Origin of the sequence: Petropleomorpha daqingensis, assembly GCF_013408985.1 — a bacterium.
Classification (GTDB): Bacteria; Actinomycetota; Actinomycetes; order Mycobacteriales; family Geodermatophilaceae; genus Petropleomorpha; species Petropleomorpha daqingensis.
The window spans coordinates 4712830-4730644 of sequence record NZ_JACBZT010000001.1 but is presented as its reverse complement, the minus strand read 5'-3'; the positions used below and the strand labels follow the sequence as shown (position 1 = coordinate 4730644).

Sequence of the window (17815 nt, the reverse complement as noted above, 5' to 3'; positions counted from 1 at the left end):
TCGATCTTGACGTGCTCTTGATGCCACCTACGCTGCCCGCCGTGAGCGACGAGCGGCCGGCGTGCGTGGCGGACGTGCACGAGCTCGCGCTCGGCATGCCGCACGTGACGGTCTGGCCGGGCTCGCGCGGCAACGCCGTCTACCAGGTGGGCGGCAGGTCGTTCGTCTTCTTCCGCACCCCGCGGCCGGACGCCGTCGACCCCGAGACGGGGGAGAAGCTGCCCGACGTGATCATGTTCTGGGTCGAGTCGGACGCGGAGAAGCAGGCGCTGGTCCAGGACCCGTCGTCGCCGTTCTTCACCACACCGCACTTCGACGGGCACGACTCGGTGCTGGTGCAGGCGAGCCGGCTCGGCGAGATCACCCGCGGCGAGCTGGCCGAGATCGTCCAGGACGCGTGGTTGTCGCGTGCCTCCGCCCGCCGGCGGGACGCCTGGCTCGCGGCCCGCGAGCTGGGCGCCGCACCGGAGGGGTGAGCCCGGCCGCGGACGGGCACGATGGGCCCGTGGCAGTGGTCAACGCGGTGGTCGAGCGGAGCCCGGAGCAGGTGTGGGACGTGCTGGCCGACGGGCACGCGTACTCGGACTGGGTGGTCGGCACGACGGAGATCCGGGCCGTGGACGACGGCTGGCCCGCGCTGGGCACGGCGATCCACTACACGGTCGGCTGGGGGCCGCTCGCGCTGCGCGGCCGGACGACGGTCCGCCAGGTCGAACCCGGCCACCTGCTCGGGCTCGAGGCCGACGCGGGGATGCTCGGCTCGGCGCGGATCGTGATCGAGCTGTCCGAGTGGGGCGAGGACACGGTGATCGTGATCGACGAGCACCCGCTGCGCGGCCCGGCGTACTGGCTGCACAGCGCCGTCTCGGAGGTCCTGCTGCTGGTCCGCGGCCGGCCGATGGTCACCGCGCTGGCCAAGCTGGTCGAGCGCCGGCACCCGGCCTGACCGTTCGGCCGGCTCAGTCGGCCAGCCGCTGGAACAGGACGTGGTCCTGCCACTCGCCGGCGATGCGCAGGTAGCGGGGCGCGACGCCGATGCGGGTGAACCCGTTGCGCTCGAGCACCCGCTGCGACCCGGTGTTGTGCAGCAGCGTGGCCGCCTGGACGCGGTGCAGCCCGAGCTCGCCGAACGCCAGCCGCAGCACCCCGGCCACGGCGACGGTGCCGACGCCGCGGCCGTTGTGCTCCTGCGCCACCCAGTAGCCGAGGTCGGCCGACCAGAACGCACCACGGACGACGTTGTTCACGTTGATCCGGCCGGCGGGCTCGCCGTCGACCAGGATCACGCACGGCACGGTGAGCGGCGGGTCCTGCGCGGCGAACCCGCGCAGCGTCGCCCGCTGCTGCTCCTCCGTGAAGTACGCGTCCGGGCGCACGGGCTCCCACGGCGCGAGGAAGGCGCGATTGGCCAGCGCCAGCGCGGCCAGGGCGGCGGCGTCGTCCTCGCTGGCCCGACGGACGGTCACGATCCCGGTCACGGTCGGCCACGGTAGGCGAGCGGGGGAGTGCGGTGCGCAGCGGCACGGCCGGGACGGACCCGTCCCGCCCGCCGCCGCGGCGTGGGTTCTTGTGGATCACGCCCCCGGCGGCAACTCTGGGAGCAGCGCCGTGGACGCGGGGGAACCGGAACAACAGCGGCCGGCGCGGAAGGTGGACCGAGATGTTCTGGGCCGTCGGATCCGCCGTCGGGTTGGTCGTCATGACCGGCCTCATCATGGCGCTGGCACGTCCGGTGACCGCCCGCTGGGAGCGGGAGCACGCCGACGCGCCGAGCCGCGACGAGTGATCAGGCCGCGGCGGCGACGTCCTCGATCGAGCTGACCGACACCGCGAGGGTGCCGCGCTGCACCACGAGCAGGTCGCCGTTGGCCAGCTCCGCCCAGTCTCGGCCCCAGCCGCTGGAGGCGACGACGACGGCGTCGTCGGTGACCCGGTAGCGCAGGTCGTAGTAGTCCGGGCCCTCGGGGAACTCCAGCACCGCCCCGGTGTTCACCCGCGAGACCGCGTAGAGCGCGTCGCGGGTGAGCAGCAGGCAGTTGAGGCTGGTGAACGAGCGGGTGGCGGCGATCTCGGCGACCGTGCCGGCCAGGGCGTCGCCGGGCGTCGCGCCCTCCTGCATCCGGGACAGGACGGCGAGGAAGAACCGCTCGCTGTCGGTGTCGCCGGTGCGCTGCCGGCGGGCGCGGCGGGTCAGCAGCGGGTCGAGGGACTCCGGCGGGTTGATCGAGCCGTTGTGCGCGAAGGCGATCCGGCGGGTGCCGAACGGGTGGGTGTTCGCCGTGCGCACGTCGAGACCCAGGGTGGCCCAGCGGAGGTGCGCCATGCCCAGATCGGCGCTGCCGTAGCGGGCGCGCTGGGCGAACTCCGCGCTGGACCGCGCGGCGTCCGGGGCCTTGCGGACCTCGACCCCCCGGCGGGTGCTCCGGGCCAGCCCCCAGCCGTCGGCGTGCTTGCACGACAGCTCGGTGAACGCGTCGAGGTCCTCCTCGCCGAGCAGATCGAGCAGCGAGGTCGGGCGCGACGACGCCCAGCCCAGGAGACGGCACATGACGGGGAGATCTCTTCCTGCGCGGAGGGGGTTCTCCTCCACTGTGCCGCGCGGTTTCGCGGGTCGCCGCCATCCGCGCCGGAACGCGCGGTGCCGTTGCTCACGCGCCCCAGGCGTCGCGGCTACCCGCGCCCCCGCTGCCGCACCAGGGCGGCGAGGACGCGTTCGACCAGGTCGTAGGGGACCGGCCGGCCGAGGGGGAGGCGCAGGGTGCTCTTCGTGCCCTGGAACGGTGCGACGTCGCGGGCGAGGTCGTCGTCCATCGCGGGTAGGGGGTAGAGCGCGATGTGCTTCTTCCACGCAGCCAGGTGCACCAGGGGCAGGCCGTCGAGGGTGAAGGTGGGCATGCCGTAGCTGATCGTCTCCCCGGCGTCCGGGACGGCGGCGTGCACCAGGGCGCGCAGCCGCTCGACGATCGCGGCGACGTCCTCGGGCAGGCCGGTCAGGTACTCGTCAACGGTGGCCGCGGTCATGCGGCCCTTCCTACCGGGTCGGGGGTCCGTCCGGCGGCTCGACGAGTGGCGTCACCCGCCCACCGGCGGCGAGGTGCAGGCTCCACCGGCCGTCGAGCGCGGCGCGCAGGGTGTCGGCCCACACCCGGTCGTCGTCGCGCACCGCCGGCGTGCCCGGCCGGCACAGCGCCATGGCGAGCGCGCCCCGGCCGGCCAGGTGCTCCTCGATCACCCCGGCGTTCACCTGCTCGAGGCCGTCGAGCATCGCGAGGTCCGGCACCAGCGGCACGTCGTCCACGGGCACGACCATCGGGAGCATCAGGCCGTCCTGGTCGAACCAGGCGAGCCACAGCTCGCGGCGCCGGAAGATCGGCGGTTCGAGCAGGCCGGCCCACCGCTCGGTGAGCTCGGCGGCGCTGCGGACGGGGACGTCGGGGCGGGGCATCGCGGTCATGCCGTGCACCGTCGCAGGAAACAGCGCGGTCTCGCTGACGCTGTCCACTGGGCGCCGTCACGTCCCCAGGAACGCGCGCACCTCCTGCAGGAAGTGCGCGAACGCGGGTTCGTCGGCGCGCAGGATGTGGTTGCGGGTGTCCAGCGCGACCAGCCGGCTGCCGGGGATGGCCGCGTGCAGCTCCGCGGCGTCGTCGAAGGACCAGACGAGGTCGCCCCGCGGATGCAGGATCAGCGTCGGGACGTCGAGGGACCGGGCGGCCTCCGACGCGTCGAGCCGGCCGAAGGCACCCCACAGCCGGTAGGCGTTCTCCGGCGAGCTGGAGCGGCGCTGCAGCTGGTCGAACGCCCGCCACAGCTCCAGGGGGCCGTCGGGCAGGAACTTCGCGTCGTACACCTGCCGGAAGCCGGGGGCGTCGGACCCCCACGAGACCCGCAGCAGCTGGCCGAGCGCGACCAGCTCGCTCTTCTGCTCTTTGCTCGCCCGCGGCCACAACGCCCGCGCGCAGGTGCCGTGGACGACCAGGTGCGAGACCCGCTCGGGGTGCCGGGCGGCATAGGTGACCGCGATCGGGCCGCCCTGCGACAGGCCGAGCAGCGGGAAGCGCTCCAGGCCGAGGGTGTCCACGACGGTCTCGAGGTCGCGCACCCACGCCTCGAGGCCGAACGAGTCGGCGTCGACGTCCCAGTCCGACAGCCCGCAGCCGCGCTCGTCGTAGCGGACCAGCGTGTGGTCGCGGGACAGCTCGCGCCACCAGTGCGACCACACGGGGCTGCCCCAGTTGTGGTCCAGGTGCGACAGCCAGTTCGCGACCTTGACCAGCGGTGGGCCGGTGCCGCTGGTCGCGAAGGCCAGCCGGACGCCGTCGGGCGCCCGGCAGAAGCCGAGGCGCTGACGGGCCAGGCCGGCCGCCCGCGGGGCCGGGACGACGGGCGGCCGGCCGGGCATCGGCGCCGCGCTGTCGAGGGCCCGGGCGCGCAGCGCGGCGCCCTCCGGGCTCAGCCCGATGCCGAGCTCCTCGCGGAGCACCCGCTCGATCCGGGCGATCACGCGCAGCGCGCCGGCGCGGTCGCCGCGGTCCAGCTGCTCGGCGGCCAGGCCGAGGGCCGCCTGCTCGTCGGTTGGGTCGAGCGCGACGAGGTCGGCCCAGCGGCGGGCGAGCAGCAGCAGCCGGCGGCGCAGCAGGTCGATCCGCTGCCGCGGCGCGTCGGCCCACGCGGCGTACGGCTCGTCGGGCAGCAGCTCGGCCGGCCAGCGGTCGAGGACGGCGGCCGCGGCGGCCTCGTCGTCCTCGGCCAGGGCGGCGCGCGCGGCCGCCTCGAAGACGGCGACGTCCACCTCGACGGACGTGCCGGGGAACAGCGACACCATCTCCGCGCGCAGCACGACCGCGTCGGCGCCGCCGGTGGCGCGGCGCGCGAAGTGCGCGGCCTTGTGCAGGGCGTTGGCGGCGTCCTCCGGGGCGGCGTCGGGCCACAGCGCGGCCATCACCCGCTCGCGGTGCAGCCGGCGCGCGGGCTCCAGCGCCAGCAGCGCGACGAGCTGGGCGGCGCTGCGGCGGTCGAAGCCGGCCGCGGGGGAGCCGTCGACGGCGACCCGGACCTCGCCGAGCAGGTGGACGGTCACCTCCACGGCGCGGACCGTAGCGGTCACAGCAGCGCCGTGGCGACGGCGACGAGCGCGTAGGCGGCGCCTCCGGCCAGGACGACGCGGGTCATCGACCAGCCGCGCCAGGCGAGGAACCCGCCGACGGCGACGGCGACCAGCACCGCGGGGTTCGGCCGCAGCGAGCCGGGGCCCAGGATCGCGAGGGCGGCGAGCGCGGCCACCGCGCCGCTGCCGGCGTGCCGGAGACCGTTGGCCGTCCGCGGGGACAGGCCGATCCGCTCGACGGCGACGATCGGCAGCAGCCGGAACGCGAGGCTGGCCGCGCCGACCACCAGCATCACGATCCAGACGGCGCTCACGGCCGCCGCCGCTCGGCCAGCAGGCCCGCGGCCGCCGCGGCGGCCATGGCCGGCAGCAGCTCGAACCCGGGGACGACGGAGCGCGCCACCACGGCGGTGCCGACGGCGGCCGCCACCGCGGCGATCCCGCCCGGTACCCGCAGGTGCGGCGCGACCATGACGACGAGGCACAGCGGAACGGCGACGGCGAGGTGGGTGGCCAACCCGGGGACCCGGCCGACCAGCGCGCCGACGGTGATCGCGCCGATCCAGCCGACGGTCAGCATGGCGGCGGCGCCGGCGTAGTGCGCCCGGGCGCCGTCCGGTCCGGCGGTGCGCAGCCGGTGCTCGGCCATCGCCCAGGTCGGCTCGACGATCGTGGCGGCGCCGAGAGCCGTCGCCCAGGGCCGCGCGCCCTTCCACAGCGGGGCCATGCCGCCGCTGTAGACCAGCAGCCGGGCCTGGATCAGGATGCCGACGAGGATCGCCGTCCACACCGGGCCGTCGGTGCCGAGCACCTGGAGCACGGCGAGCTGGGCGCTGCCCCCGTAGAGCAGGAACGAGCCGGTCCACGCGGCGAACGGGTCGGCGCTGGCGGCGACCGCCGCGCCGACGGTCACGCCGAAGGGCGCCAGGCCGATCACGAACGGGGTGGCCGCGCGCACGCCCGCTCTCCAGTCGGCCCCGGCCCTGGTCGGGGCCGCGGGCCGCGCCGTCGTCGATGTCATGCCGGAGAGGGTCGCGGGCGCGCCTTCCGCAGTCCTTCCGCGGCGGTGCTCGCCGCGCACACGGAGCGGAAGGTCCGGAGAAGAACGCGCCCGCACCCTGTGCGCGAGCCCGGCTCCCTGCCGATCCGCCGGGTGGGGGAGAACGACGATGATCACCCTGACGACCGCGCACGGCGCACCGGCCCTGCAGGTCGAGAACCGGCCGGGGTTGTCGCTGCCGCGGGTCGTGGTGCGGCCGCTGGTGCCCGGCGAGACCGAGCCGCTGCAGACGGTGTTCGACGGCCTGTCGGCGCACTCGCGGCGGATGCGCTTCCTCGCGCCCGTGCCGCGGCTGCTGCCCGCCGTGGCGCGCACGCTGGCCGACATCGACCACCACCGGCACGGCTGCTGGGTGGCCGAGCTGGACGGCGAGCCGCTGGGCATCGGCCGCTACATCGTGGACAAGGACGATCCGACGCTGGCCGAGGTCGCCTTCGAGGTCGTGGACCGGGCGCAGGGGCTGGGTCTCGGCCGGCTGATGGTCGACGTCGTCGGCACCACCGCCTGCGACGTCGGCGTCGGCGGCCTGCTGTGGACGATGGACCCGCACAACCTGCGCATCCGCCAGCTCGCGCTGCCGCTGGGTGGGCGGTTCGAGATGGACGAGGACGTGCTGGAGGGCCGCACGCCGCTGCCGGTGCTGCCCACCGTGGAGGCCTGCCGGGTCATCCGCTGCGCGCGGATCGCCCGCCGGGCCGCGGCCCGGCGCCGCGCCGCCTAGCGCGCGAGGTGCGCGCGGATCGCGGCGACCACCATCCGGTGGTCCTCGACCTGGGGGAGCCCCGAGACGGTGACGACGCCGATCGGTCCGACGTCGCGGACCAGGACCGGGACGGCGCCGCCGTGCGCCGCGTACCGCTCGGGGTCGAGGGCGAACTCCTCCTCGAAGGTCGTGCCGCGCTCGATGCTGGCCTGCCGCACGTGCAGGCTGCTGTGCCCGAACCGGTGCACGACGCGCTGCTTGCGGGCGATCCAGGTGTCGTTGTCCGGCGCCGAGCCGGTCAGCGCGGCGCGGAAGAGCTGGTGGCCGTTGCGGGTGATGTCGACGATCACGGGCGCGCCGCGCTCGCGGGCGGCCGCGACCAGGGCGGAGCCGAGGGCCAAGGCGTCGTCGTTGGTGAAGGAGCGGAACTGCAGTTCCTGCTCCTCCGCGGCGAGCTCGGCGACGGTCGGGAAGTCCATGGCGCCTTCCTACCGGTTCTAGTCTGCGGCGCGTGGACGACCTCGCCGCCTCGATCGACCGGGTGGCCGCGTCGTCCCGGTTCTCGGGCGTGGTGCGGGTCGACCGGCGGGGGTCCGAGCCGCTGGTGCGCGCGTACGGGCTGGCGCACCGCGGGCTGCGGGTGCCGAACGCCGTCGACACCCGGTTCGGGGTCGCGAGCGCGACCAAGGGGCTGACCGCGCTGGTCGTGGCGAGCCTCGTGGAGGACGGCGTCCTGTCCTTGACGACGACGGCGCGGTCGCTGCTGGGGCCCGACCTGCCGCTGATCGACGAGCGGGTGACCGTGGAGCACCTGATGGCGCACCGGTCCGGGATCGGCGACTACGTCGACGAGTCCGCGGGCGGTTCGGCGACCGACCACGTGCTGCCCGTGCCGGTGCACCGGCTGGTGGACACCGAGGACTACCTCGCGGTGCTCGACGGGTGTGCGCAGGTGTTCGCGCCGGGGGAGCGGTTCGCCTACAACAACGGCGGGTTCGTCGTCCTGGCGCTGCTGGCCGAGCGGGCGTCGGGCGCCTCGTTCCGGCGGCTGGTCGCCGAGCGGGTCTGCGGACCGGCCGGGATGGCCGACACCGCGTTCCACCGGCTCGACGAGCCGGCCGGGCGCATGGCGCTCGGCTATCTGGAGGCGGAGGGGCTCCGCACGAACGTCCTGCACCTGCCGGTGCGCGGCAGCGGGGACGGCGGGGTGTTCACGACCGCGGCCGACGTCGCCGCGCTGTGGCGGGCGCTGTTCGCCGGCCGTCTCGTGTCACCCGCCCTCGTGGCCGAGCTGGTCCGGCCGCGCAGCGACGTGCCCTCGGAGAAGGCGCGGTACGGGCTCGGCTTCTGGCTGCACCCGCGCACGGCCGCTGTGGTGCTCGAGGGCTACGACGCCGGGGTCTCGTTCCGCAGCGTCTGCGACCCGGACGCCGGCGTCACGCACACCGTCCTGGCCAACTGGACCGACGGCGCCTGGCCCCTGGCCCGCTACCTCGCCGAGCGGCTCACGCCGTGACGGTCACGCCGGCACGGGCTCGCTGACCCCGGGCGGCTCCGCGGGCGTCGGGCCGCCCGGCCGACGGCCGGCCCGGATCGCGAGGAACACCGCGAGCGCGAGGAGCAGGACGCCCAGGACCAGCGCGGCGATCGGGATGATCGTGCCGATCCAGGTCAGCTTCGCGGCGATGTCGGACGCGTCGCTCGCGATCGCCGTGTCCGAGGCCTGGGTGCTGGTCAGGTCCATGGTCGCGAAGGGCAGCGAGATCCCGACGATCGACGCGGAGATCTCCTGGCTGCTATTCGCCCGGATCGGCGCCCCGACGGTCTGGTCGGCCCAGACCGTGCTCGTGGTCTTCGACGTCCACGTCAGCGGGATGTCGCTGGGCAGCGCGGCCAGCAGCGCCGGGAGCTGCGCCTGCACGGCGGGAGGCAGCAGGCTCGCCAGGCGCGGTCCCAGGTCGGTGAGCTGCCCGCGGGTGATCGACGTGGGCAGGCCGAGCGCGGCCGGGTCGGCGACCGGGCCCTCGGCGGTCGACTCGAAGCGGTAGACCTCGCGTCCCTGGACGGTGCCGGTGCCCTTGTACGTCAGCGGGAAGGCCTTCGCGGTGGCCTCGTCCCAGAGCTGGTACTTCGCGTCGGTCTGCGGGTGCAGCGGCAGGCTGAAGATCAGGCCCTTGCTGGCGACGACGTCCTTGGCGTCGGACGGCACCGACTCGAGGGTGGTGCGGTCGACGGCGTAGCGGACGGCGGCGGCGCCGACCACCTCCTCGCCGGCGGGGGTCTGCAGCGTGCGGGTGACGACGGCGGTGTCGCCGTCGACCGACGCCGTGGCGTAGCGGCGGCTGATCTCCGCCGGCACGTCCCGGACCAGCACCTGATCGACCGGGCCGCCGGCGAAGGCGTCCGGGTTCACGCCGGAGTAGGTGCCCGCGTACGACTGGGTGCTGTCGAAGTCGTCGGGCAGCCTGCTGGCCGACGGCAGGTACACGAAGCGCACCAGCGCCGCCGCGACGATCAGCAGCACCCCGAGCAGGCCGAGGATCACGGACGACCGGGTCAGTCTCACGGCGCACCTCCGGCGAGGAGAGGCCCATCGTCGTGCCACGGACCCTGGTCCCCGAGGGACTTCGGTCACCGGTGGCCGTGGTCCTCCGTCACGCAGAGCGCAGATCCAGGCCCCGCACCAGCCCGCGCAGGGCGGCGGGGTCCTCCTGCAGGGTGGAGCGGACCAGGCGGTCGGCGAGCCCGGCGCGGCGGTCGACGAAGCGCAGCAGACCGTCGCGCACGCGGGTCGTCGTCCGGCCGTGCCAGTGGGCGAGCTGCGCCAGCCGGTCGGCGGCGTCCTGCACCCGCCGCACCCGGGGACGCCGACGCGCGGTGTAGGCGGCCAGCGCCGCCTCGACGGTCGCCGCCCGCTCCAGGACGTACGCGAGGACGGCGGCGTCGACCAGAGCGCTGTTGGCGCCCTGCCCGGCGTTCGGGGCCATCGCGTGCGCCGCGTCGCCGAGCAGCACCCGCCGCCCGTCGGCCCAGCGTGCGCAGTCGACCCGCACGACCTCGTTGACCAGCAGGTCGTCGAACGACCCGACGGCGTCGAAGGCGGTGGCCGCGGCCGGGAGCGCGGCGGCCCACGCCCGCCCCAGCGCCGACAGGTCGCGGGCGGTCACCGCCGCGCGCACCGCGGGAGCCGTGGCCGAGGCGTAGAAGTACTGGGTCGTGGCGTCGACCGGGGCGCCGCCGAACAGGCCGCTCGGTGTCCAGTACTCGCCGGCGAACCCGTCTCCGGCCAGGGGCACCAGCCCGCGCAGGTAGACCGCGCCGGTCGGGCGCACGCGGGCGCCGAAGTCCCCGCCGCTGCGCACGGCGGAGGCGACGCCGTCCGCCCCGACGACCACGTCGGTGTCGAACGACTCGCGGCCGCCCACCTCGACGCCCAGCCGCAGCTCGACCCCCGGGGATGCCTGGACCGCGGCGAGCAGCGCCTCGTGCACCGCGCTGCGCCGGACGGCGAGCACCCGGTCGAGCCCCTCGCCGAAGTCCGGCACCGGCAGCGAGCTGATCACCGTCCCGTCGGCGGCGCGGACCGGGACACCGGCGGAGAGGAACCCGCCTGCGCGCAGCTCCTCGTCGAGGCCGAGTCCGGAGAGCACCGCGAGCCCGTTGGCCTGCAGCAGCAGTCCGGCGCCGACCGCGGCTACCTCGCCGACCCGCTCCAGCAGGACGACGCTCGCGCCGGCCCGTGCCAGCAGCAGCGAGGTGGCCATGCCGCCGATGCCGGCGCCGACGACGGTGACGCGCAGATCCATCCGGGCATCATGGCCCCGCCCGCCGCGTGAGCAGGGCGATCGCACCCGCCCCGAGCGCGACTGACCAGATCAGCTGGCCCATGACCAGCTCGGGCGTGGGCGCACCGCGCAGCAGCACGAGCAGCAGCGGCAGGCTGGCGAGGATCCCCAGGTCGAGGCCCTGCACGAGGGTGCGGCCGACGCCGACCGGCGCGGGGCCGAACGGGGTGGCCATCACCTGCCCGCCCCAGTCGGGTTCGGGCCGGTAGGCCCCGCGCAGCGAGGCCGCGGCCCAGCCCGGCGCGGCGGCGAGGCCGAGCAGCACCCACCACCCCACGGCGCCAGTGCCCAGCCCGATCAGCAGGCCGGTCGCCGTGCACACGACCGCGGTCAGGGCGAACGGCACGAGCACCCGGGCGCGCAGCACCTGCGGCGCGGCCAGCGGCAGCAGCCGGTCCAGCTCGGGGGCCGCCTGCGCCTCGCGGCCCGGGTGCCCGGCGGCGACCGCGGCCAGCGCCCAGCCCACGACGCAGCCGAGCCACACCGCGACCGGCACGCCGCCCAGCCCGGTGGTCCGGGCGACGAGCACGGGCACCGCCACCGCCGCGGCCAGCTGCCCGAGCTGCCACCGTCCCCGCGCCAGCGCGACGAGGTCGGCGGCCACCAGCGCCGCCACGGGCCCGCGGACCCGCCGGAAGCGCCTGCTCCGCCGCGGCCGGCGGGGCTGCGAGGACAGCGCCCGGCCCAGGTCGCGGGTGTCCAGCGACAGGAAGGACGCGGTGGCGAACTGCGCGGTGACCCCGGAGGCCCGCAGCCGGCCGGCATCGACTCGGTCCAGCCCGAGGACGGCGGCGGCCAGCAGCAGCGCGGCGACGGCGGCCACCGCGGCCGCCGTCCAGAGCGGGAGCGACGGCAGGGACGGGGGAGCGGGCAGCCGCACGCCCAGCGCCCCCGCCGTCCCGGCCACCGCAGCGGCGACGGCGGCGAGCACGGCGACCGCGCCCGCGGCCGGGCCCAGCCGGCCGCCGAGGCCACGGGTCTGCAGCAGCGCCGTCCCGCCGACCGCCAGCGCCCCCAGCGCGGCCGCCAGCCCGAGCGCCGCCAGCACCTCTCCGACTGACGGCGATGACGGCAGCGCGAGCGCCGGCGGCAGCACGAGCACCAGCGCCCCGGCGACCACCGCGCCGGTGGTACGGGCCAGGTCGCCGGCCAGCAGACCGCGCCGGTCGGCCGGCAGCGGCAGCCACCAGGCCGCGGCGGCGGGTGTGGCGCTCACCGGGCCCAGCCGGTCGAGGAGCAGCAGCAGCCCGGCGACGGCGAGCACCCCGGCGACCGCGGCCGCGTACGGCGCGGGCAGCGGCGACCCGGTGACGGGCAGCGGGCCGAGGACGATCTTCTTGCGCAGTGAGGCCAGCGCGCCGCCGACCACCGCGATGCCGACGCCGATGGAGGTGATCGTGCCGACCGTGTCGCCGAGGCGGGTCCACAGCGTCGTCTCGGCGCGGGCTGCCGCTGCGCGCCGGGTGACCCGGCGGACCGCGGCGCCGCCGAGCTCCAGCTCCGGCCGGGCGGCCGGGACGGCGGTGGTCACAGCCCGCCGAGGTAGGCGACCGCGCCGGCCGGGTCGAGCAGCCGGCAGGCGTCCTCGCCGACCACGAGCACCTCGTCGGCGAGCGCGTCGACCAGAGCGGGGTCGTGGCTGGCGAACAGGACGGCGGCGCCGGCGTCGCGGCGGGCGGCCAGCCGCGCGCCGAGCCGGGTCCGCATGCCCGTGTCGAGGCGGCGCTCCGGCTCGTCGAGCAGCAGCAGCCGCGCCGGCCGGACGAACGCCGCGGCCAGTGCCAGCCGGCGGCGCTGACCGGAGGAGAGCGCCGAGGGCAGCGCGTCGATCCGGTCGGCCAGCCCGAACGCGGTCACCTCCCCGGTGACGACGTCGTCCGGCTCGGCCACCCCGTGCCCGCGGGCGGTGAGCAGCAGGTGCTCGCGGCCGGTCAGCGCGGCGAAGAACGCGTCGTCGTCCAGGACGGCGACGACGTCGCGGCGGAAGCCGGCCTCCCGCTCGTCGACCGGTCTGCCCTCGAACGCGACCTCGCCGGCCAGCGGCGGGAGCAGCCCCGCCAGGGTGCGCAGCAGCGTCGACTTGCCGGCGCCGTTGGGCCCGACGACGGCCAGCGCCCGCCCGGCGCCCAGGGTCAGGTCGACGGCGGCGCAGACCGGCGTCCCGCCGTAGCCGACCAGCAGCCCGGCGGCGCTCAGAAGTCCGGACGCGCTGCCTTCCGCTGCCATCGACGGCCACGGTAGCCGTGCCGCTTGCGGGCGGCCGCGCGCCGCTCGTAGGTGGCCGCCGCGTCCTCCGTCCGCCAACGGTCGGAGTGCGCTCCGCCGGTGACGACGTCCAGGCCGTCGGTGCGGGCGACGTAGAAGGTGTTGCTCATGACGATCCTCCGGGTCGGGATCCGTGATGACCGGACGCTAGGGACGGAGGCTTCCGCGGGCCTTCCGGATACGCCCGGGGCGCGGGAAGGCGCCGGGAAGGCCGCATGGCAGGGTCGGCGGCGTGGGGGACAAGCCGCTGCGCGACGTGATCGCCCCCGGTCTCGACGTCCTGTTCGTCGGGATCAACCCGTCGCTGCTGTCGGCCGCCCGCGGGCACCACTTCGCCCGGCCGGGCAACCGGTTCTGGCCGGCGCTGCACCTAGGCGGGCTCACCCCGCGCCGCCTGACCCCCGACGAGGACGCCGAGCTGCCGCGCTACGGCCTCGGCATCACCAACGTCGTCGACCGGCCGACCCGGACGGCGGCCGAGCTCACGCCCGAGGAGCTGCTGGCCGGCGGCGAGGCGCTCGCGGCGCTGGTCGAGCGGTACCGGCCGCGCGCGGTGGCGATCCTCGGCGTCACCGCGTGGCGGGCGGCGTTCCGCCGTCCGAAGGCGGTCCTCGGCCTGCAGCCCGAGCGGGTGGGCGGCGCGGTGACCTGGGTGCTGCCCAACCCGAGCGGCCTCAACGCCCATCACCAGCTGCCCGACCTGGCGCGGCTCTACGCCCAGGTGCGCCCGTCCGGCGGTTGAGGCACCTGTCCAGCCGTTCCGCCGTTCATACTCCACCGACCGCTGAGCGAATGCGGAACGGCTTCGGAACGGAGGGCACGTGGCGCGCAGAGGCGTGGCACTGACCGTCGCGGCGGTCGTGGGCGTGGCGATCATCGTGGGGGCGCGGCTGCTCACCGGTGGGGGCGACGACGACCCGTCCGCCGCGCCGACCAGCGCACCGGTCACCGCTCGCGAGGGCTGCGAGCTGCTGACCGTGGCCGCCTCCTCCGAGAAGGGGCCGCTGCTCACCACGTTCGCCGACGAGTACAACCGGCTCGGCCGCGGCGACGACTCGACCTGCGTCACCGTCCGGGTGGAGACCGCAGCCTCCGGCGACATGGAGGCCGCGCTGGTCAAGGGCTGGGACGACTCGAAGGTCGCCGACGGCATCGAGCGGCCCGACGTCTGGACCCCCGCCTCGTCGGTGTGGCTGAACCTGCTGCGCTACGACCAGGCGACCGCCGACGCCACCCCGACCGTGCCCGACGACCCGACCCAGATCACCTCGACGCCGCTGGTGCTGGCCATGCCGCAGCCCATGGCGGAGGCCCTCGGGTGGCCGGACAAGCCCATCGGCTGGACCGACGTGCTCGCGCTGGTCAACGACCCGAACGGCTGGGCCGCGGCCGGGCACCCGGAGTGGGGCCGGTTCACCCTCGGCAAGACCAACCCGTACATCTCCACCTCGGGCCTGTCGGCGACGGTCGGGCAGCTGGTCGCGGCCACCGGCAAGTCCTCCGACCTGACCTCGGCCGACGTCGCCGACCCCGCCGTGCAGGCCCAGCTCGGCGCGCTGGAGCAGGCCGTCGTCCACTACGGCGACACCACGCTGACCTTCCTGGCCAACCTGCAGGACGCCGACCGCCGGGGGAGGGGCCTGTCCTACATCTCCGCCGTCGCGGTGGAGGAGAAGTCGGTCGCCGACTACAACGCCGGCAACCCCAGCGGCGACCCGGCGACGCTGGGCAAGGCGCAGCCGCCCGAGGTGCCGCTGGTCGCCGTCTACCCGCGGGAGGGCACGCTCTACAGCGACAACCCGTTCGCGGTGCTGGACGCCGACTGGGTCACCGACCAGCAGCGCGCGGGCGCGGCCGACTTCGCCGACTGGCTGCGCGAGCCCGCCCAGCAGGCCGACTTCGGCAAGGCCGGCTTCCGGTCGCTGGACAACCAGCCGCCGGCGGCGCTGCTCGATGCGCACACGACCACCGCGCCGAGCGCGGACCAGCGAGCGCTCGCCGTCCCTTCGGGTCAGGTGCTCAGCGAGGTCCGCGCGGTCTGGGACGACCAGCGCAAGCGGGCGCGGGTCATGCTGCTCATCGACGTCTCCGGGAGCATGGACGAGGCCGCCAACGGCGCGGCCGGCGAGAGCAAGATGGAGCTGGCCAAGCGGGCCGCCCGGCAGAGCCTCGCGCGGCTCACCGACACCGACGAGGTCGGCCTGACCATCTTCACCACCGGGCTGCCGGGCAACGGGACGACGCAGGAGCTGATCCCCGTCGGGCCGCTGGGCACGAACCGGCAGCAGCTCGACACCGCGATCGCCGGGCTGCAGCCGATGAACGGCACGCCGCTCTACGAGGCGACCCGGACCGGGTTCGACGAGATGGGGCAGCTCGCCGACGCCCAGCACATCACCGGCGTGGTGCTGCTGACCGACGGCCGCAACGAGTACGACGGCGGGATCTCCGAGCGCGACCTCGTCGACCACCTCGAGGGCCGCGCCAACGAGAGCCACGTCCGCGTCTTCACGGTCGCCTACGGCCAGTCCGCCGACGTCGACACGCTGTCCGGGATCGCCGCGGCGACGCGCGCCAAGGCCTACGACGCGACGGATGCGACGAACATCGGCCGGGTGTTCACCGCGATCCTGAGCAACTTCTGAGGGGCCACGCGTGCGCCGCTACCTCGACTACCCGGTCGTCCTGCTCGCCGTGTTCCTCGGCGTGCTGGCCACGGTCGGGCTGAGCTTGTCCGTGGCGGTGGGCGTGCTCGTCTTCCTCGGCACCCTCGTCGCCGGGGCGGCGATCAGCGCGCTGCCCGATCGCGGTCGCGCGGCGCTGACCGCGCGCCCCGCGGTGGACTCGCGGCAGGACCAGCTGCTCGTCGCGATCGAGTCGACGGTGACCCGGCTGCAGCAGTTCTGCGCCGGCGACCTGGTGCCCGCCGTCCGGCCGCAGGCGGAGGAGGCCACCACGGTGGCCACGTCGGCCCTGGCCACCGCGCGGACCGTCGCGCGGGCGGCCGACCAGCTCGACGAGGCCGCCCGGCAGCTGACCGAGGTCGGCCGGCACGGGGACGGCGACCAGGGCGCCGCCGGCCGGCTGCGCCGTCGCCGCGACGCGCTCGTCCAGCGGCTCTCGTCGACCTCCGACCAGCTGCTCGACGTCTACGGCAACCTGGTCGAGACCAACGCGACCCTGGCCACCAGCACGCTCGGCACCGGGGATGTCGCCGCGGGGGACGCCGAGGCCCTCGCCGGGGTGTCGAGCAGTCTGGACGACCTGCGGGTCATCGCCTCCGAGCTCGAGGCCAGCGGCCGCCAGGAGCTCCCGCCGGCATAGGCGCCGATCAGTCGACGACGATCCGGACGCCGCAGGCGGCGAACCGCTCGACCAGAGCAGCGAGCAGCGCCATCTCGTCGGGGTCGGCCGTCGGCGGCTCGAGCCGCAGGTGCAGGTGCCGGTGGCCCTGACGGCACAGCGCCTCGGCGCTGCCGGCCACGAGATCGGCGCCCACCCGGTCCAGCCGGCCGCGGACGTCCAGCGTCCCGGTCAGCGCGTCGGGACGGACGACGAGGAGGGGCGGGAGCGGCTGCTGATCGGCATCGCGGACGACGGTCGGCTGCTGCGCCGCTTCTCGGCTCATACCGCATAACCGTCCCGGAACCGTCCGGTTCCGGACAGAGACCTAGGGCCCTGGACCTCAGGAGCGCCCCAGCTCCCCGGCGATCGCGCGGGCGGCGGCCCGGGCGTCCAGCGAGATCTGGAACAGCAGCCCCTTGAGCGGGTTGGCGATGCCGACGAACCGCAGCCCGGGCGCGGACGGCGCGCTGTGCCCGCCGTGGACCAGCGGCGCGCCGCGGGGACCGAGGACGCCGAGGTGGCCGACCACCGGCTCCAGCGCCGTCGAGTAGCCGGTCGCGGCGATCACCGCGTCGGGGGTGAGCCGGGTGCCGTCGGCGAGGACGACGTCGTCGCCGTCCAGCGCCTCGACCGCGGCGACCGGGGTCACCCGGCCGGCGCGCAGCTCCTTGATCAGCCCGACGTCGATGGTCGGCGTCACCCCGGTCGCCCGCGCCTGCGCGACGACACCGGCCCGCGCGGCCGGCAGCCCGTGCCGGGTGAGGTCCCCGACGAAGACCCGCTGGAGGAACCGGTTGATCGGGTCGACCAGCCAGGCCGGCGCGGAGTCCTGGGTCATGGCCAGCAGCGTGATCGGAACCGGCCCGAGCTGGCGCGGCACGATGTTGGGCGGCGTCCGGACGGCGATGCGCACCCGGCCCGCACCGCTCTCGGCGAGGTCCGCGGCGATCTCGGCACCGGTGTTGCCGGCCCCCACCACGAGCACGTCGCGGCCGCGGAAGCGCTCCGGGCCGGCGTAGGCCGACGCGTGCAGCAGCTCGCCGCGGAAGGTGTCCTGCCCCGGCCAGTCCGGCAGCACCGGCTCGCGGTTGTAGCCGCTGGCCAGCACCACCTGGCGGGCCGACAGCGGCTCGCCGCCGGTCTCGGCCTTCCACCCGTCGCCGTCCCGCTCCAGCCGGGTGACCTCGACGCCGAACCGCGGCCGGATGCCGTGGTGCTCGGCGTAGAGCCGGAGGTAGGCGGCCATGTCGTCCTTGGCGACCCAGCGGCCGAAGCGCCGCGGGATGCGCAGCCCCGGCAGCGCCGACTGCACGCGCGGCGTGTGCAGGTGCAGCCGGTCGTACCGGGCCCGCCAGGAGTCGCCGACCGCGCCCCCGCGGTCGACCACCAGCGGCTCGATCCCTCGGCGGCGCAGGCAGGCGGCGACCGCCAGCCCGGCCGGACCTGCGCCCACGACCAGCACGTCTGCGTCCACGGGCAGCATCGTGGCG

23 protein-coding genes are annotated in these 17815 nt (G+C 75.9%); 8 read left to right on the top strand and 15 right to left on the bottom strand.

All coding sequences use genetic code 11. From position 1 onward, the window contains the following. Nucleotides 1-41: 41 nt before the first annotated feature. On the top strand, nt 42-476 hold the full coding sequence (locus GGQ55_RS23325; protein ID WP_218859407.1) for an MmcQ/YjbR family DNA-binding protein: 435 nt from the start codon (nt 42-44) through the stop codon (nt 474-476). Between the two features lie 29 nt (nt 477-505). Next, on the top strand, nt 506-946 hold the full coding sequence (locus GGQ55_RS23320; RefSeq protein ID WP_179720884.1) for an SRPBCC family protein: 441 nt from the start codon (nt 506-508) through the stop codon (nt 944-946). Between the two features lie 13 nt (nt 947-959). On the opposite strand, the gene GGQ55_RS23315 is transcribed toward GGQ55_RS23320, so the two are convergent. After that, complete coding sequence (locus tag GGQ55_RS23315) at nt 960-1478, bottom strand: GNAT family N-acetyltransferase (RefSeq protein ID WP_218859406.1); 519 nt, start codon at nt 1476-1478, stop codon at nt 960-962. A gap of 182 nt (nt 1479-1660) precedes the next feature. On the opposite strand from GGQ55_RS23315, the gene GGQ55_RS28035 reads away from it, so the two are divergent. Further along, the gene (locus GGQ55_RS28035; RefSeq protein WP_281371392.1) at nt 1661-1786 is read left to right on the top strand and encodes a hypothetical protein; all 126 of its coding nucleotides are present in this window, start codon (nt 1661-1663) and stop codon (nt 1784-1786) included. On the opposite strand, the gene GGQ55_RS23310 is transcribed toward GGQ55_RS28035, so the two are convergent. The 6 genes from GGQ55_RS23310 to GGQ55_RS23285 all read right to left on the bottom strand — a co-directional run bounded on the left by GGQ55_RS23310 (nt 1787) and on the right by GGQ55_RS23285 (nt 6128). Continuing rightward, nucleotides 1787-2548, bottom strand: a complete 762-nt coding sequence (locus tag GGQ55_RS23310; protein WP_179720882.1) for a class II glutamine amidotransferase — start codon at nt 2546-2548, stop codon at nt 1787-1789. Nucleotides 2549-2670: 122 nt separating this feature from the next. Next, nucleotides 2671-3021 carry an iron chaperone gene (locus GGQ55_RS23305; RefSeq protein WP_179720880.1) on the bottom strand — a complete coding sequence of 117 codons (351 nt, stop codon included), beginning with the start codon at nt 3019-3021 and terminating at the stop codon, nt 2671-2673. A gap of 10 nt (nt 3022-3031) precedes the next feature. Further along, nucleotides 3032-3454, bottom strand: coding sequence for a hypothetical protein (locus tag GGQ55_RS23300; RefSeq protein ID WP_179720878.1), 423 nt, complete (start codon nt 3452-3454; stop codon nt 3032-3034). Nucleotides 3455-3511: 57 nt separating this feature from the next. Continuing rightward, the gene (locus GGQ55_RS28630) at nt 3512-5086 is read right to left on the bottom strand and encodes a bifunctional AfsR/SARP family transcriptional regulator/alpha/beta hydrolase (protein ID WP_179720876.1); all 1575 of its coding nucleotides are present in this window, start codon (nt 5084-5086) and stop codon (nt 3512-3514) included. Between the two features lie 17 nt (nt 5087-5103). Continuing rightward, nucleotides 5104-5421: an AzlD domain-containing protein gene (locus GGQ55_RS23290; protein ID WP_179720874.1), complete on the bottom strand. Its 318-nt coding sequence runs from the start codon at nt 5419-5421 to the stop codon at nt 5104-5106. Further along, on the bottom strand, nt 5418-6128 hold the full coding sequence (locus GGQ55_RS23285; RefSeq protein ID WP_179720872.1) for an AzlC family ABC transporter permease: 711 nt from the start codon (nt 6126-6128) through the stop codon (nt 5418-5420). Before GGQ55_RS23285 ends, GGQ55_RS23290 begins: the two co-directional genes overlap by 4 nt. Nucleotides 6129-6276: 148 nt before the next feature. Between GGQ55_RS23285 and GGQ55_RS23280 the strand changes: the two genes are divergently transcribed. Beyond that, nucleotides 6277-6888, top strand: a complete 612-nt coding sequence (locus tag GGQ55_RS23280) for a GNAT family N-acetyltransferase (protein ID WP_179720870.1) — start codon at nt 6277-6279, stop codon at nt 6886-6888. On the opposite strand, the gene GGQ55_RS23275 is transcribed toward GGQ55_RS23280, so the two are convergent. Further along, a complete protein-coding gene (locus tag GGQ55_RS23275; protein WP_179720868.1) occupies nt 6885-7349 on the bottom strand; it encodes a heme-degrading domain-containing protein in 465 nt (154 codons plus the stop codon). The genes GGQ55_RS23280 and GGQ55_RS23275 overlap by 4 nt on opposite strands. A 32-nt stretch (nt 7350-7381) precedes the next feature. Here GGQ55_RS23275 and GGQ55_RS23270 point away from each other — a divergent pair, with 32 nt between their 5' ends. After that, the gene (locus GGQ55_RS23270) at nt 7382-8386 is read left to right on the top strand and encodes a serine hydrolase domain-containing protein (protein WP_179720866.1); all 1005 of its coding nucleotides are present in this window, start codon (nt 7382-7384) and stop codon (nt 8384-8386) included. Nucleotides 8387-8389: 3 nt separating this feature from the next. Here the strand turns inward: GGQ55_RS23270 and GGQ55_RS23265 are convergent, their stop codons facing one another. The 5 genes from GGQ55_RS23265 to GGQ55_RS23245 all read right to left on the bottom strand — a co-directional run bounded on the left by GGQ55_RS23265 (nt 8390) and on the right by GGQ55_RS23245 (nt 13090). After that, a complete protein-coding gene (locus GGQ55_RS23265; protein WP_179720864.1) occupies nt 8390-9436 on the bottom strand; it encodes a porin PorA family protein in 1047 nt (348 codons plus the stop codon). A gap of 88 nt (nt 9437-9524) precedes the next feature. Continuing rightward, entirely contained in the window at nt 9525-10676 is a 1152-nt protein-coding gene (locus GGQ55_RS23260; protein WP_179720862.1) for an FAD-dependent oxidoreductase, read from the bottom strand. Between the two features lie 7 nt (nt 10677-10683). Further along, nucleotides 10684-12246, bottom strand: coding sequence for a DUF6297 family protein (locus GGQ55_RS23255; protein WP_179720860.1), 1563 nt, complete (start codon nt 12244-12246; stop codon nt 10684-10686). After that, on the bottom strand, nt 12243-12941 hold the full coding sequence (locus tag GGQ55_RS23250) for an ABC transporter ATP-binding protein (protein ID WP_179720858.1): 699 nt from the start codon (nt 12939-12941) through the stop codon (nt 12243-12245). Before GGQ55_RS23250 ends, GGQ55_RS23255 begins: the two co-directional genes overlap by 4 nt. Continuing rightward, on the bottom strand, nt 12908-13090 hold the full coding sequence (locus GGQ55_RS23245) for a hypothetical protein (RefSeq protein ID WP_179720856.1): 183 nt from the start codon (nt 13088-13090) through the stop codon (nt 12908-12910). Before GGQ55_RS23245 ends, GGQ55_RS23250 begins: the two co-directional genes overlap by 34 nt. Before the next feature lie 122 nt (nt 13091-13212). On the opposite strand from GGQ55_RS23245, the gene mug reads away from it, so the two are divergent. From mug to GGQ55_RS23230, 3 genes are all read left to right on the top strand, one after another. Beyond that, nucleotides 13213-13722, top strand: coding sequence for a G/U mismatch-specific DNA glycosylase (mug, locus tag GGQ55_RS23240; RefSeq protein ID WP_179720854.1), 510 nt, complete (start codon nt 13213-13215; stop codon nt 13720-13722). A gap of 94 nt (nt 13723-13816) precedes the next feature. Further along, entirely contained in the window at nt 13817-15625 is a 1809-nt protein-coding gene (locus GGQ55_RS23235; protein ID WP_218859405.1) for a substrate-binding domain-containing protein, read from the top strand. Between the two features lie 10 nt (nt 15626-15635). Further along, nucleotides 15636-16304 carry a hypothetical protein gene (locus GGQ55_RS23230; protein ID WP_179720850.1) on the top strand — a complete coding sequence of 223 codons (669 nt, stop codon included), beginning with the start codon at nt 15636-15638 and terminating at the stop codon, nt 16302-16304. Between the two features lie 7 nt (nt 16305-16311). On the opposite strand, the gene GGQ55_RS23225 is transcribed toward GGQ55_RS23230, so the two are convergent. Both GGQ55_RS23225 and GGQ55_RS23220 read right to left on the bottom strand, forming a co-directional pair. Next, nucleotides 16312-16608 (bottom strand): hypothetical protein, encoded by a 297-nt coding sequence (locus GGQ55_RS23225; protein ID WP_179720847.1) that lies wholly within the window; start codon nt 16606-16608, stop codon nt 16312-16314. Nucleotides 16609-16665: 57 nt separating this feature from the next. Then, entirely contained in the window at nt 16666-17799 is a 1134-nt protein-coding gene (locus GGQ55_RS23220; protein ID WP_218859404.1) for a flavin-containing monooxygenase, read from the bottom strand. Nucleotides 17800-17815 lie beyond the last annotated feature (16 nt).